The following is a 13377-nucleotide window of genomic DNA, read 5'->3' as shown; positions in this document are numbered from 1 at the left end:
AAAATAACTAATTGTAAATCTATCAAATCCTATAAAAAACTTATGTATATTATTAGAACAAACAGCCTTTTAATATATTAACAAAGAAAGTAAAGCCACATAGATATAAAAAATTTACATAAATGTCCGGAATTAACACCTTAATAAGTCGCAATGAAAAAATAGAATAAGTTTTGGTTTTAAGGACCCGTAAATTAATGTTTATGAAAAAGTAAAGAAACCGAAGCAAAAAAGTATCCTTTTATCCGGCAACTGTAAACATTTCTGCAAAAGACTATCAACAAAACTTTATTATAGGTGTGGTGTAATATTCACCAAAACTTTATAAAAAATAAAGTCAAACAGTGTTCCACAAGAATTCTTTTACATAATCATAAATTTCAGATATAGAACTTAAAGGAGTTATTTCTGTGAAAAAAGACATTGGTACTCATTACAGGCAAAACAAGCTGCCGGGTTTTGCAGCCACCCTTTTAGGGCTGTTTCTGGCCTTAATGATCGTTTCCCCCGCGCTTGCCGTCCCGGCCGCGGAATGGGAAGTCTCCCCCTCAAGCCCCTATGTAGGAGATACGCTTGTTATAACAGGGACCACCGACCCCAACGTAGGGCTCCGGGCAGACGTCTCGTTTGAAAAAACCGCATCAGTATCCGATGGGGCATACTCTTACAGGCTAGCTGAAGTTAAAATCCCTTCAGGGGAAGAAAACTGCTTTACCGTAGAAGCCGAGCCCGTGCAGAGCCTGCAGGTCGCAGTGAAAAAACTGATATGGATCACACTCAACGGGAATGTAAACGAAGGCGTTGGCACAGTCTCCCACTCAAATGTCCCCCCCCTGACCTATGAGGTCAAGATATACGGGAACGCCCAGGAAGGGGAATCCAGTGTAAACCTGACGATAACGGCGTCCCAGACCATAACCGCCGACTCCGAAGGGAACTTCAGGTATGAATACGACACCGACTCAATGCCTGCAGGGGATTACGAAATAAGCATTGGCGGGGATTCAAAAACCATAACCCTCAGGGAAAGAAGTTCTTCCTCCGGAGGAGGCTCTGGCACAGGGTCTGCAACTATCAGACCTGCCGAGCCCGAAGAAGAAGCTCCGGAAGTAACGGAGAATGAGAGCGAAGAAGAGGGAGATGAAGACGGATCTTCAGGAGCAATAACAATAACTCCCGATCAGGGAGCTGACGAGGCAGAAAATACAGGATCCGAAACCCAGGACAAAACACCTGAGGAAGAAGAGCCTGCCCTTAATGGAAGCTTCATGGTCTTCGGAATTATAGCAAGCCTCCTCGTGATATCCCTCTTCCGGAAATCAAGGAAATAAAAACATTTTTGAAAAATAGGACCTGCCTGTTAGGTGAACCGGATAAAAGGCGGATGCCTGCTTGAAAAGCAGCCTGCCTTCTTATTCTCTTTTTAATCTTTAACGGTAAAACCTCAATTGTTTAAAGCAGGTCCTTTAACCCGTCCCTGAGTTCGACCTCTCCTCTCCACCACCCGGAAATTTTTGAGACATCAGCCCGGGAATCCCGGACGTCACCTGCCCTCTGCCCGGCATGGACGATCTTGCTCGAAGAGCCTGTGAGCTCAAGGATGGTTTCCGCAAGTTCCAGGACTGTAACGCTCTTGCCCATTGCCACGTTAAAGACCTCTCCGTCCCCGTGTTCCAGGGCCGCAGCGTTTGCCCTGACAACATCTCTTACGTGCACGAAGTCCCGGCTCTGAAGCCCGTCTCCATAGACAACCAGGTCCTTTCCGGCTTTTGCCCGCTCAAAAAAGATCGGGATCACTGCAGCATAGGGGGACTTTGGGTCCTGGCGGGGCCCGTAGACATTGAAATAACGCAGGCAGGTGGTCCGGAGCCCGTGCTCCTCGTAAAACATCCTTGCCAGAAACTCCCCGTCCAGTTTGGAAATCGCATAGGGAGAAGCTGGCTCAGGGTACATGTCTTCCCTTTTCGGAAGGACCGGGTTGTTCCCGTAAACCGCAGCAGAAGATGCAGTCACGAACTTCTCGACCCCGGATTCCACACAGGCCTGCAACACGTTCAGGGTCCCAAGAGTGTTAATCCGGAACGCCTCAACCGGTTTTTCGCAGCTAAGCGGAACGGACACAAGAGCCCCTTCATGGAAGACGCAGTCCATGCCAAAAACAGCTTTTGAAACAAGAGAAGGGTCGCAGATGTCCCCTTTAATAAACTCGATGTTTTCATGCAGAGGAATGTTCCCAGGGAAACCCGTGGCTAAGTTATCCAGAATCCGGACTGTGTTTCCGGCTTTTGCAAAATACTCAGCTATGTGTGAGCCTATAAAACCTGCTCCGCCTGTAACCAGCACTTTCATGTTTCAAGAGAAAGGGAAAACACAAAATAAGATTTTCCATGCAAGTCCGGAAATCAAGGGTTATATCGGAGATATTGCTCAAAATCCATAAAAATGTTCCAGGGTTCTAGGAGGGCAACTAAAAAATGCCGAAAAATATTTCATAGAATGAGACAATATGGGTAAGGGGAGCTAAAAAACTTGGGGAAATTCCAGGGGACTTTTCAGCAGGAGAGAATCCGGAAAAGGGGAGCGAAGCTTATCCCAGATTTCGGCATCCGGATACGATAGGTACGATAAAGGGTTCCGGAAACTAATACTTTTTTTCCCATGTTTTTCCTGAAAATCCGGATTATCGGAACGAATAAAGCGGAATCAACCGGAGTCCGGGAAAAAGAAAAACGGCAGAGTTGACTGGTGGATTCAGAAAAAATGGATTCAGAAACGAAAATGTAAAAAATTACCACAAGTGGTAAAAATGGCCGGAAACAGACAATTTCCCTCGGACCTGATGTTAGTTGCGGGTCTTGTTATCCTTACGGATATCTTCGTGCTAACACCGCCTCTAGGCGCCAGTTTTATCCGGACAGCCCTGGGCCTTCCAATTGCGCTCTTCCTTCCGGGGTATGCCCTGATTGCAGCCCTTTTTCCCGCAAAAAAAGATTTGGACGGAATTGAGAGAGTTGCACTCTCCTTCGGAATGAGCATTGCGGTGGTGTCCCTGATAGGACTTGCGCTCAACTACACCCTCTGGGGAATAAGGGAAATTCCAATCCTCCTGAGTCTTTCCATATTTATCCTCGTAATGTGCGTTGCGGCATACATCAGGAGAAGCCAGCTGCCAGAGGGGGAGGTCTTTTCTGTTCCCCTCAAAGTTTCTTTCCTGGCCCTTAAGGCCGAAGTACTGGAAAAACCAGAATCGAAAACCGACAGAATTCTCACAATCATCCTGGTTCTCTCCATCCTTGCCTCGGTTGTGGCCCTTGTCTACGTAACCGTGGTCCCGAAGGAAGGGGAGCACTTCACGGAGTTCTACATCCTGGGGCCCGAGGGCATGGCGACCAACTATCCTACACGCTACACGCTAGGAGAGAGCGGGACTGTTATCATCGGGATAGTAAACCACGAGTACAGGACCGTTAATTACAACCTGGAGGTCAGGCTTGAGAACAGGTCCCTGCCCCTCCCGGAAAACATGCGGCATGTAAGCCTGGACCACAACATGACCTGGGAAGAGCCTCTTACCATCACTCCACCTTTCGAAGGTAAGGACATGAGCCTCGAGTTTTTACTCTTCAACGAAAGTGAAAAGGAAGTGCCTAACAGGGACCTCCGGCTCTGGATAAACGTGAATGAAACAGCAGAGGAGGCCTGATGATGGAAAGTTCGGAATTTACAGGCAGCCCTGAAGAACTGGAGAAAGATTACTCCTCTCTACTGGGACTGAAAAAGGAACTTGAAACGCATAATGAAGAAAAAACCGAATTCAAAGAAGAAAAAACCAATCTACTTAGAACGCTTCCCTTTGTAGTTGCTCCCATAATTGCGATTGTTTTTATAGAACTGCTGCTCTACGAAGGAAGGACAAAAGAAACCGTGCTTGCGCATACCCTCCTCCTTCTGGGCTTTTCTTTCATCATCACGGCCACAAAAGACAGGGAAATGAAAAAACTCTACCAGGCTTTTATGCTCCTCCCCATCCTCCGCCTGGTCAACCTTTCAATGCCCATCTTTTTCGACGCCTCCCTGTATTGTTTTATATTCGTTTATGCCCCTCTGGCAATTCCTGCAACAATGGCTTTCATACACCAGGGAATCACCTATGAAAAAAAGGAGAGGACTCTCAAAAATATATGGATTTATCTTCCCTTTTCCCTCCTTGCAGGCTTACTCCTGGGGGCAGGAGAGTACTCATTCATCCGGACAGAGCCCCTTATCCCGGACCTCTCCATCGTAAACCTTCTGCAACTTATAATCGTAATGGTCTTCTTCGTAGCCCTGATAGAGGAGCTCATCTTCAGGTCAATCCTCCAGACAAGGCTGGAAGAGTTTTTTGGATCTGCAGGAGGCATCTTCTTTGCAAGCCTTCTTTTCGGGGTCATGCACTCAGGGTACGGAAGCCCTTACGAAATTGCGTATGCTTTCTTTGTGGGGATTTTCATTGGAGACATATATCGCAGAACAAGGAGTATCTTCCTCATCACACTGATTCACGGTTCTTTAAATGTGTTCCTGTTCGGGATAATTCCCCATCTGAGCCCCTTAATAGGACTCTATTGAATAAAAGGCAACTAAATAAAAAAACCTTAAGTGAAAGATAGACCTCCCATTAAATTCCAAAGAAGAGACGGGCAAGAATCGTAAACTTCTGATTGCCTGGTCTTATAAAAGGTTAGTTTAAGAATTACATAAAATAGATTAATTAAAATCAAAATAGTTTAATTGATGTAAAATTAAAACAGTTTAATTAATTAAAATCAAAATAGTTTAATTGATGTAAAATACATTAAAAAATAATCGTATATATTTTAAAGAAATTATTATATATGTTTCCAGAGAAAATTCTAGAAAAACTTCTCTAATAAAGCTCTTAAAATCATAAAGCAGCTAACTTACAGGCTTTAGATAGACAAAACTTATAGCAAATTTTGAGAAGAATGTCCTTGAAAAAAATGAAAAGTATAAGTACTTTGAATCAAGAAAAACTGAAGATTTAAAAACCTGGAAAAATGCAACATAAATAAACTTAAGAAGAAAAAAAAGAAGATGCGGGAGAAGATTTTATGAAAGCTAAGGCGCCCAAACAACACTGGATAGGGGGGACAGCGTCAGGCTGCCTGCTTTTTATAATCCTGATCATGTTAATCGGGATGACGGCCCTTCCTGCTGCTGCAGAAGTGAGCAAATGGGACATCATCCCTGAAAACCCTGAGGCAGGAGAAGCCTTTAAGGTAAGGGGAACTGCTGCTCCGGGAGAAGAAGTAGAAATTTCCATCTCATTTGAAAAGACAGTTCCGGTCTACGTCGGGGAATACAGTTACGAACTTAACGATGTCGAGATCCTGAATTTTGAAAGCCTTTTTACTGTCAGGGCAGAAGAAGTAGAGAACCTGAAAGTTAAAATGAAAAATGTCCTCTGGATAACAGAAAGTGCCTGGGCAAGCGGTGGGACCGCCAGCGTGTCCCATACAGGAGCCCCTCCCGGAGAATACCATGTCCTGATAGACGGCAAAGCAAAAAAGGGAGTTTCGGGCGTGAAACTGAAAATTATCTCTCTTCAAAAACTGAAAGCAGGCCCTGATGGAGCATTCAGCTACACCTACAATACGGAATCGGTCCCTGCAGAGAACTTTGAAGTGGAAATTAAAGGTTCGGAGAAGAAAATTATTTTAAGCCCGGATGGGAGCGAAACCGTCCAGCAGGTTCAAACCCTGCCTGAAGAAAACGAGGGTATAAGCATCTCAAGTGTACAGAGCATTTCTGAACAGCGCGAGAACATAGCCCAAAACGAAAATTCTGAGATTACTTCAAAAGAGTTCACCCCGGAGAGCGAAAGTTCCTGGATGGGTGAATTCGCTATTAACTTATTATATTTGTTTGCAGGAAGTCTAACAGGTGCGGTGTTTCTTCTGACAACCTCCAGGAAAAAAAGAAACGATGGAGAGGAATAATTTTGCTGGACCAGTTCACTGCAAACCTGAATTGCATACGAGAAAAGAATGGAGAAAATGGAAAAAATACAGAATCACCTATCTTTCTGCCAGATAAGAACAGGAATGAGAAAACTCGCGGGGGAATGGGATCTGAAAAATAAACCAGGAATATTATTGGCATTTATAGTGTTGAGCTTGAGCATCACAGCCCCTGCTCTTGGAGGAACCTTCCCGGACGATACATACATCGCCAGAATGGAAGACGGCGGAGAGTACCTGTGGTTTGCGGACCACAGCAGCAGCCCTACCGAAGGAAACTGGGTCGTCTTCTGTGGAGGAAAACAAGTCAAAATCCCGGAACTTACGTTCACATATAACGGGGTAAACCACATGAGGTACGGAGGTGCCGACCTCTACCTTAATGTGAACAATTACAGCGATTACTTCCTGAGCTATCCATACTCCACCCACAAAATTTACACGGTCAACGATGAAGTCTGTGTGGAATTTAAAGGTGCTGATACCTTCAAGAACGAGAAGGTCGACATTTATCTGGCCAATGCAAGCTCCGGTTCACTTGAAAACGGAATTGATTACCTGATAAATGGGGAACTTGCCAGCTGCAATGCCTTTTTTGACAATATTACCAATTCTCATGAAAAAATTAATACAGTGACCCTGAACGCCTCAGGGGATTTTTCGGCCCTGAACCTCGGAAAGCAAAGTGCAGGCCTTCACGGAATAGTTATCCTGCTTAACGGAAGCAATTCCGGAAACATAAAAGTTCTTTCTGCGACAGCCTTTGAAGTCGTGGATTACACAGTCAACGTCTCAGCTCCCTCAAGCCTTGAAGAAGGAAATGACCTGGAAGTGTGCATGGAACTGGAGGATTCAGCCGGAGAAGCAGAGTATACTTACGGAGCTTTGCTGATTGAAGAAAGCGCATACAGAGCTGACATAAGGCTTGAATCCAACGGTACATGGAACGGGACCGACCTCTTCATAAACGGTATAGAAATGATCGGAGAATTTGGGATTAATTCCTCGAACTACAATTCCAAACTGAATAGAAATGAACTCCAGGAAAAAATCCCTAAGATTATAGGAGAAGGGAACGGGAGCATTATAATAGGTAACCAGAGTGCGTTTTCCCTTACAACCGAAGACCTTCCACCAGGAGACTACGTCCTGCTTTCCGGGGCATACCAGCCCGAAAAGGGGCTTGTTGCCTTTGACCAGAAGGACCTGGAAATCCTCGAAAAGAAGACGGGTGGTGGCGGAAGCGGCGGAGGCGGTGGAGGAGGTTCCTCAAGCGGAGGCGGCGGAGGTGGTGGAGGAGGTTCTCCCGAGCCTGCCAGTAACGTAAGGGCCAGGGAACTTTCTCAGCAGTATATTGCCAGCGGCAACCACGTGAAATTCATATTCCCGATGAACGTGACCTGTGTTGATTATGTGGATTTTGACCCGAAGAGAACTTTAGGAAAGGTCACCACCATAGTCGAGATGCTAAGGGGAAAGTCCACACTTGTCCCGGAACTGCCCGAAGGGGAAATTTATGAGAATATGAATATATGGGTAGGAAATGAAGGGACCGCAAGCTCCAAAAATATCGAAAATGCAGTCATAGGGTTCAGGGTCAGGAAAGAATGGCTCACCGAAAACGGCATTGAAGTCGGCTCAGTAGCTATGGAAAGGTTTAATGAAGGAAAATGGACCCGGCTTACTACCCGGCAGGTGGGCGAGGACAGCAGCTACCTATATTTTGAAGCCGAAACTCCCGGGTTTTCTCCATTTTCCATAGCTGCCCGGAAAATAACTGATCCCGTAGAAATAACCCCTGAAAAGGACCCGGAAACGGCAATCCAGGATAAAACAGGAGGACTTGCGTCAGGGGATTCAGCTGTTGAAGAAGCAGGAGCCGTCCCTTCTGAAGTAAAAGAGTCTTCCTGGATAAAGAATATGCTTAAGGCAGCCAGTTTCATCATTGGGTTTGTACTTATAATCATGTTATGGGTGGCTACAAAGAAAAAGAAGGAGTAAAGGAAAAGAGGAGGTAAAGGAAAGGAGGAGGTAAAGGAAAGGAGGAGGTAAAGGAAAGGAGGAGGTAAAGGAAAGGAAATGAAAAACCAGTGGAAAAGGGAAAAAAGAGCGAAAAAACCAAAAACCTTTTACTTTTTTCCATTCCCTACTTCCCGAAAAAAAGACCTGAGCCTGCGTTTGGATCTCACTTCCGAGCCTATTTATATAGGAGGTTTCATAGGTTTTTTCAGGAACGTATTCCAATGCACCTGCAAACAAACCGTTTCCCGGAAATCGACTTAATAAGGGGGCTAGCTGTCCTTTTCATGCTGGTATACCACTTTCTCTATGACCTTGATTTTTTCGGGATTGCCGAATTTAAACTCAATTCAGGACCCCTGCTCTGGGCGGGCAGAGGTTCGGCCTTTCTCTTCATTATGGTTTCCGGAACCGCCCTTTCGATCAGTTATTCAAGAGCTCACAAGAAGAAACCGGAAATTGAAGGAAATACCTCCCCGGGGATATTCCCGAAATACCTGAAAAGGGGAGTAAAACTCTTTTCCCTGGGGCTCCTGCTTACAGGCATAACCTGGATTTTTCTTCCCGGACAGTATATTATCTTCGGGATCCTGCACTTTTTCGGGGTCTCAGCCGTACTCGCTTATCCATTCTTGAAGTACGGAAAAGAAAACCTGTTTTTCGGCCTGTTTTTCGGCCTTTTCGGGCTTTACCTCAGACACAGGACTTTCGGATTTTCCTCCCTGCTCTGGCTCGGCTTCCGTCCCGAACACTTCCGGAGCCTGGACTATTTCCCGATCTTCCCCTGGTTCGGGGTGCTTTTGCTTGGAATTTACCTGGGCAGTTCCCTGTACACAGGGGGAAAAAGGCAGTTTGAAGTCCCCGGATTCGCTTCCGGGACAGATATTTCCTTTAAAGGCCTTTCCTCCCTGGGGAAACATTCCCTTGCCATATACTTCGCCCACCAGCCGTTTTTCCTGGGGCTGTTCTTCCTGGGCGGGTTCATTGACCCTGGGATCTTATAAAAAAAAGGAAAAGGGAAAGGGAAAAGAAGGGAAAAGAAAGAAATACAGGGTTTTCGGGAAATAATAAATACTTTCCAGATAATCTTTTTTCAGGGGATTATCAGGGGAATTATATGTTTTCAAGGCCTTTTACGTTATCAGACTTTTCACTTCTGGACCAGATTCTTGCCTTTGCAATTCTCGTTTATGCCCTTTACAGGAAAAAAAAGAGCATAAGCCTGCACGGGAAGATTGCTACAATCGCCTTTTTCCTGACCGTCCCATCCGTACTCTACATGCTGTACTCAGCAAGCATAGGCCTTACACTTCCTTCATACCAGGCAGTCCTTACCCTCCACAGGCTCATGGGAACTCTTACGATCCTCCTCGGGATAATCTTTGTCACTAACCGCTGGAAATGGAAGGGCAAAAAATACATGGACCTGGGGATCCTTTGCTGGGCAGGGACTTTCTTAATGGGAATCGGGGTGTATTTGCTGCTTTTCGGGTTCATCTCCTGAAAAACATTTGTACCCGGATGCATCCACGTTTAAATTACCGATATTTTAGGATTTAACATTAAATTTTGTCTCTTTTGGATTTCATCAAGCACAGGCCGTTACATTTAAGCTTCTCCGAATTCCCGGCTTTTATCCGCAGGAGTAAAACAGAATGGTTTTATATATTAGCTCATACACCTGATTCTTACATACCTTGCCCGAAGGGCTTAAAATGCCGGTTTTAGCCGGTTACAAGAAAAAAGAACGGAGAAGAGAATGTATCTGGAAATTGCAATGTTTGCCTACTTTGTGGTCCTTTTCCTGACCCTCCGGGACATAAGGATTTACAAAAGGACAGGCTTTCGCTCCTACCGGAAAGGAGCCCTCAAAGGGCTTGCAGCCTCGTCCCTGATCCTGGTAGGGGCCGCTGCCGTGGAGGCAAAACCGGACCTGGGCCTTCTAATAGTTTTGCTCGGGCTTTTTGTCAACCGCAAAGGAGCCAGGGAGAAAGTTTTCACTGATTCCGGGACCCTTGACCGGTTCCTTGGAAAAACGGACTACAGGAAATAAGGATCAAACGCAAGTAAATGGCAGGGAGCCTTAATAGGACAGGGAACCTTAATAGGAGAGAATCGGGAAAAGGCCCGACTTTCCGGGCAAGTCCCCGGTCCCTCCCTGAAAAAACGGAAGGCTCAGGGATTTATAAAAAGGTAAAGGCCATTGCCCGAAAATCTTTTTTACCCCAAAACTTATAAATCCCAAGTTACCTATTAGTCGACAAAATTATTAATTAATTAAATTTTTGCATCCAGTTTCCATTAATCACTTAAATCGGAGACGAAAGGAGGCCTGGTTCAGGTAATTACCCGGTGCCTCTCCGACTTTACGCTAACCGAATTCATAAGGAAACATGGTAGCCAATCCAAAAATAAACCATTAAGCTAAAACAAACCAGAAATTAAAACCCTGGAAAAACATCAAAAAACATAATGAGGAGATATACATGGGAAATATTCGCCAGACAAACATTAAAAGAACCGCATTCAGGCTGATTGAAAACTACGGTGACGTCTTTACAAAGGACTTCGAGACAAACAAAGTCCTTGTGACCAAATACACGACCATCGAAAGCAAGGTCATCAGGAACAGGGTCGCAGGCTACGTCACAAGAAAAGTTGCACGCATGAAAGTATACTGAAGGCTGAAGGAACGGCTTACTAATTTCCGGGAAACAGGTGGGGATCTGACATGTTTGAAGGAGCAATGCCTGCCCTGATCACTCCTTTTACGAAGGACGACAGGATTGACAGGGAAGGCCTGCAAAGGAACATCGCGTTTGTAGAAGAAGGAGGGGTTTCGGGGATAGTGCCCTGTGGGACCACAGGGGAATCTGCGACCCTCTCCGCAGCCGAGCACGAGGAAGTGATCGATATCGCCGTGGAATGTTCAAAAGTCCCGGTGATTGCAGGAACAGGGTCAAACAACACGGGAGAAGCCCTCCAATTCACAAAACACGCCGCAGATGCGGGTGTGGACGGCGTGCTCCTGATATCTCCCTATTACAACAAACCGAACCCTGCAGGCTTGATTGCCCACTTCAAGAAAATTGCCGAAGCTGTGGACATCCCTATGATCCTTTACAATGTTCCCTCCCGAACAGGTCAGGACATGCCTGTGGAAGTCATCGCCGAACTTGCCAGAGTAGGAAACATCGTGGGAATCAAGGAAGCCAGCGGAAACGTCGGCAAGGTTACCCAGATCCTGGAACAAACCGTAGACGAGGACTTTGTGGTCCTTTCAGGTGAGGACGGGCTGACCCTTCCGATCCTGTCTGTAGGAGGCAGCGGAGTCATTTCCGTTGCTGCAAATATCGTGCCGGACAAGATGTCCGGGATGGTGAATGCGGCCCTCAAGGGAGACTATGAAACCGCAAGGAAACTCCACTTTGAAATGGCCCCCCTGATCCGTGCCCTCTTCCTTGAAACAAACCCGATCCCGGTCAAGAAGGCCGCCGAACTGGTCGGGCTTGCGAGCGGGCATGTAAGGCTCCCCCTGGCTCCCCTCAGCGATGCAAACACTGAAAAGCTTGCAAACGAACTAAGGAAAATCGGGGTTCTGGCATGATCAACGCAGCAGTAGTCGGAGCCTGCGGCAGGATGGGCTCCTTAATTATCGAAAACATAACCTGCTCCCCGGAAATGCAGCTTGTTGCCGCCTTTGACATAGGCAACGTCGGAAAAGATGCAGGGGAATTCGCCCATGTGGGCAACCTGGGAATCCAGATATCGGACGTAAAAGACCTCGAAACGGTCCTGCAGAAGACCGAAGCCGATGTCCTGATCGACTTTACCGTAGCCGGCGCAACCGTGGTTAACGCCCCGATAGCCGCAGGGTGCGGAGTCAACCTGATCATAGGCACAACGGGCCTGACTCAGGAACAGAGGACTGTAATTGACGGCGCGATCCAGAAAAACAGGGTCAGTGCAGTGATCGCCCCGAACTTCTCGGTAGGTGTCAACGTCTTTTTCAAGATCGTCAGGGAAGCTGCAAAGTACCTTGCAGATTACGACATCGAGATCATCGAGGCCCACCACAACCAGAAGAAAGATGCCCCAAGCGGCACTGCACTCAGGGCAGCTGACGTGATCAGCGAAGCCCTGGGCGGCAAGGAATACGTCTACGGCAGGGAAGGCATTGCCCCCCGCGGCAAGGAAATAGGAATCCACGCCGTGCGCGGAGGAGATATCACCGGGGACCACACCGTACTTTTCGTAGGCAACTCCGAAAGGATAGAGGTCCGCCACATGGCCCACTCCCGCCAGATCTTTGCCAAGGGTGCAGTCCGCGCAGCCGAATGGGTCTGCGGGCAAAACCCCGGAATTTATAATATGGACGACGTGCTCGGGCTTTAATCAACAGGCCTGAACCAGTAATTCTGATAAACCGGCACGGGCCCTGCAAATATCCGGCAGGCCCGAGTCCAGAACTTTTTTTCTGCTATTGGTAGTTGATTTGTATCAGGCTTTTCCACTTTTTAATGCACCTTATATAAGGTCCCTTTTCCAGAAAATTTTCCCGGCATCTTGAGATATTTATAAATATCATTAGCTAGGAAAACGGATAGTGCTTGCTTGCAAGCAACCTCCCCCTGAAGCCTAAAAAACATCATTTTATCCACAGTACACAGGATGCTTGCCTGCGAGCAATACCTTCCAATAAAACCATTCCTTTCAAAGAGGCGGCCCGAGCTCCCTGAAAAAAACGCAAGCTAAAAACCAGATCTCATGAACCGGAAAAGAGCCCGGGCAAAAACAAATAGAACTCATCCTTTGCTGAAAATTAATCCAGAACTGAGGTTTTCGATCCTGTCCGCAACAATAACATTCCCTCTTACCCCGATTTTTTTCCCCGGGCGCTGTTTTCCGTTAATGATAAGCCTGTCACACCTTTCGAAACCAGGCAGACCCCGTGATACAGAACAACTGCCGATCCTCCATCATATTCCATGGAAAACAAGCTCCAATACATGCTAAAAACTCCTCCGAGCACGAACCCGAAGGGTATGCCAAAGAAGAGAGAAGGCTTTTCATAAACTTTTGAGTCGCTAAAAGCCTCTGATTCAACTCCACGCCCCCCGGATTCCCTGCCCTCACTTTTCCAGGAAAAGGCAAGAGGATCCGTAAAAACGAGAATAAAGAAAAGAAAAAACGAGATTAGAATAATTATTCCCGCAGCTATAATTCCCCAGAGGAGCTGGGCTTTAAAATAGGAGTAAATAAGGATACACAGGATCAGTACAGCCAGAGCTGCAGAAGCGGCGATAAAATGAGCAAATTCTTTTTTGTCCAATATCAT

General features: G+C 46.4%; 13 protein-coding genes. 11 read left to right on the top strand and 2 right to left on the bottom strand.

The window, feature by feature from the left end; genetic code table 11:
* The first annotated feature begins 410 nt into the window (after positions 1 to 410).
* Positions 411 to 1331 carry a hypothetical protein gene (locus FTO70_RS05280; RefSeq protein WP_255334659.1) on the top strand — a complete coding sequence of 307 codons (921 nt, stop codon included), beginning with the start codon at positions 411 to 413 and terminating at the stop codon, positions 1329 to 1331.
* A 121-nt stretch (positions 1332 to 1452) separates the two neighbouring features.
* Here FTO70_RS05280 and FTO70_RS05275 read toward each other — a convergent pair whose 3' ends face one another.
* The gene (locus FTO70_RS05275; protein WP_255334658.1) at positions 1453 to 2349 is read right to left on the bottom strand and encodes an NAD-dependent epimerase/dehydratase family protein; all 897 of its coding nucleotides are present in this window, start codon (positions 2347 to 2349) and stop codon (positions 1453 to 1455) included.
* A gap of 457 nt (positions 2350 to 2806) precedes the next feature.
* Here FTO70_RS05275 and FTO70_RS05270 point away from each other — a divergent pair, with 457 nt between their 5' ends.
* The 10 genes from FTO70_RS05270 (at position 2807) to dapB (ending at position 12434) form a co-directional block, all read left to right on the top strand.
* Entirely contained in the window at positions 2807 to 3703 is an 897-nt protein-coding gene (locus FTO70_RS05270) for a DUF1616 domain-containing protein (protein ID WP_255334657.1), read from the top strand.
* A gap of 2 nt (positions 3704 to 3705) precedes the next feature.
* Positions 3706 to 4608 (top strand): CPBP family intramembrane glutamic endopeptidase, encoded by a 903-nt coding sequence (locus FTO70_RS05265; RefSeq protein WP_255334656.1) that lies wholly within the window; start codon positions 3706 to 3708, stop codon positions 4606 to 4608.
* 503 nt (positions 4609 to 5111) lie between these two features.
* On the top strand, positions 5112 to 5999 hold the full coding sequence (locus tag FTO70_RS05260) for a hypothetical protein (RefSeq protein WP_255334655.1): 888 nt from the start codon (positions 5112 to 5114) through the stop codon (positions 5997 to 5999).
* 156 nt (positions 6000 to 6155) lie between these two features.
* Positions 6156 to 8021 (top strand): TIGR04279 domain-containing protein, encoded by a 1866-nt coding sequence (locus FTO70_RS05255; RefSeq protein ID WP_255334654.1) that lies wholly within the window; start codon positions 6156 to 6158, stop codon positions 8019 to 8021.
* A 242-nt stretch (positions 8022 to 8263) separates the two neighbouring features.
* Positions 8264 to 9043 (top strand): heparan-alpha-glucosaminide N-acetyltransferase, encoded by a 780-nt coding sequence (locus FTO70_RS05250; protein WP_255334653.1) that lies wholly within the window; start codon positions 8264 to 8266, stop codon positions 9041 to 9043.
* Positions 9044 to 9156: 113 nt separating this feature from the next.
* On the top strand, positions 9157 to 9543 hold the full coding sequence (locus FTO70_RS05245; RefSeq protein WP_255334652.1) for a hypothetical protein: 387 nt from the start codon (positions 9157 to 9159) through the stop codon (positions 9541 to 9543).
* Between the two features lie 255 nt (positions 9544 to 9798).
* Positions 9799 to 10092 carry a hypothetical protein gene (locus FTO70_RS05240; RefSeq protein ID WP_255334651.1) on the top strand — a complete coding sequence of 98 codons (294 nt, stop codon included), beginning with the start codon at positions 9799 to 9801 and terminating at the stop codon, positions 10090 to 10092.
* Between the two features lie 433 nt (positions 10093 to 10525).
* On the top strand, positions 10526 to 10720 hold the full coding sequence (locus FTO70_RS05235; protein WP_255334650.1) for a 30S ribosomal protein S17e: 195 nt from the start codon (positions 10526 to 10528) through the stop codon (positions 10718 to 10720).
* A gap of 50 nt (positions 10721 to 10770) precedes the next feature.
* Positions 10771 to 11646, top strand: coding sequence for a 4-hydroxy-tetrahydrodipicolinate synthase (dapA, locus tag FTO70_RS05230; RefSeq protein ID WP_255334649.1), 876 nt, complete (start codon positions 10771 to 10773; stop codon positions 11644 to 11646).
* Positions 11643 to 12434, top strand: coding sequence for a 4-hydroxy-tetrahydrodipicolinate reductase (dapB, locus tag FTO70_RS05225; protein ID WP_255334648.1), 792 nt, complete (start codon positions 11643 to 11645; stop codon positions 12432 to 12434). Before dapA ends, dapB begins: the two co-directional genes overlap by 4 nt.
* Before the next feature lie 478 nt (positions 12435 to 12912).
* On the opposite strand, the gene FTO70_RS05220 is transcribed toward dapB, so the two are convergent.
* The gene (locus FTO70_RS05220; RefSeq protein ID WP_255334647.1) at positions 12913 to 13371 is read right to left on the bottom strand and encodes a hypothetical protein; all 459 of its coding nucleotides are present in this window, start codon (positions 13369 to 13371) and stop codon (positions 12913 to 12915) included.
* Positions 13372 to 13377 lie beyond the last annotated feature (6 nt).

Origin of the sequence: Methanosarcina sp. KYL-1 (genome assembly GCF_024372725.1) — an archaeon.
Taxonomy (GTDB): domain Archaea; phylum Halobacteriota; class Methanosarcinia; order Methanosarcinales; family Methanosarcinaceae; genus Methanosarcina.
Note: the sequence above shows the minus strand (reverse complement) of the source record. Positions and strands in the feature narration are given on the sequence as shown.

Excerpts from the sequence above, each read along its gene's own strand:
- FTO70_RS05275 (WP_255334658.1), bottom strand. The coding sequence starts at position 2,349 with ATGAAAGTGCTGGTTACAGGCGGAGCAGGTTTTATAGGCTCACACATA.
- FTO70_RS05270 (WP_255334657.1), top strand. The coding sequence starts at position 2,807 with ATGGCCGGAAACAGACAATTTCCCTCGGACCTGATGTTAGTTGCGGGT.
- FTO70_RS05265 (WP_255334656.1), top strand. The coding sequence starts at position 3,706 with ATGGAAAGTTCGGAATTTACAGGCAGCCCTGAAGAACTGGAGAAAGAT.
- FTO70_RS05260 (WP_255334655.1), top strand. The coding sequence starts at position 5,112 with ATGAAAGCTAAGGCGCCCAAACAACACTGGATAGGGGGGACAGCGTCA.
- FTO70_RS05250 (WP_255334653.1), top strand. The coding sequence starts at position 8,264 with ATGCACCTGCAAACAAACCGTTTCCCGGAAATCGACTTAATAAGGGGG.
- FTO70_RS05245 (WP_255334652.1), top strand. The coding sequence starts at position 9,157 with ATGTTTTCAAGGCCTTTTACGTTATCAGACTTTTCACTTCTGGACCAG.
- FTO70_RS05240 (WP_255334651.1), top strand. The coding sequence starts at position 9,799 with ATGTATCTGGAAATTGCAATGTTTGCCTACTTTGTGGTCCTTTTCCTG.
- FTO70_RS05235 (WP_255334650.1), top strand. The coding sequence starts at position 10,526 with ATGGGAAATATTCGCCAGACAAACATTAAAAGAACCGCATTCAGGCTG.
- dapA (WP_255334649.1), top strand. The coding sequence starts at position 10,771 with ATGTTTGAAGGAGCAATGCCTGCCCTGATCACTCCTTTTACGAAGGAC.
- dapB (WP_255334648.1), top strand. The coding sequence starts at position 11,643 with ATGATCAACGCAGCAGTAGTCGGAGCCTGCGGCAGGATGGGCTCCTTA.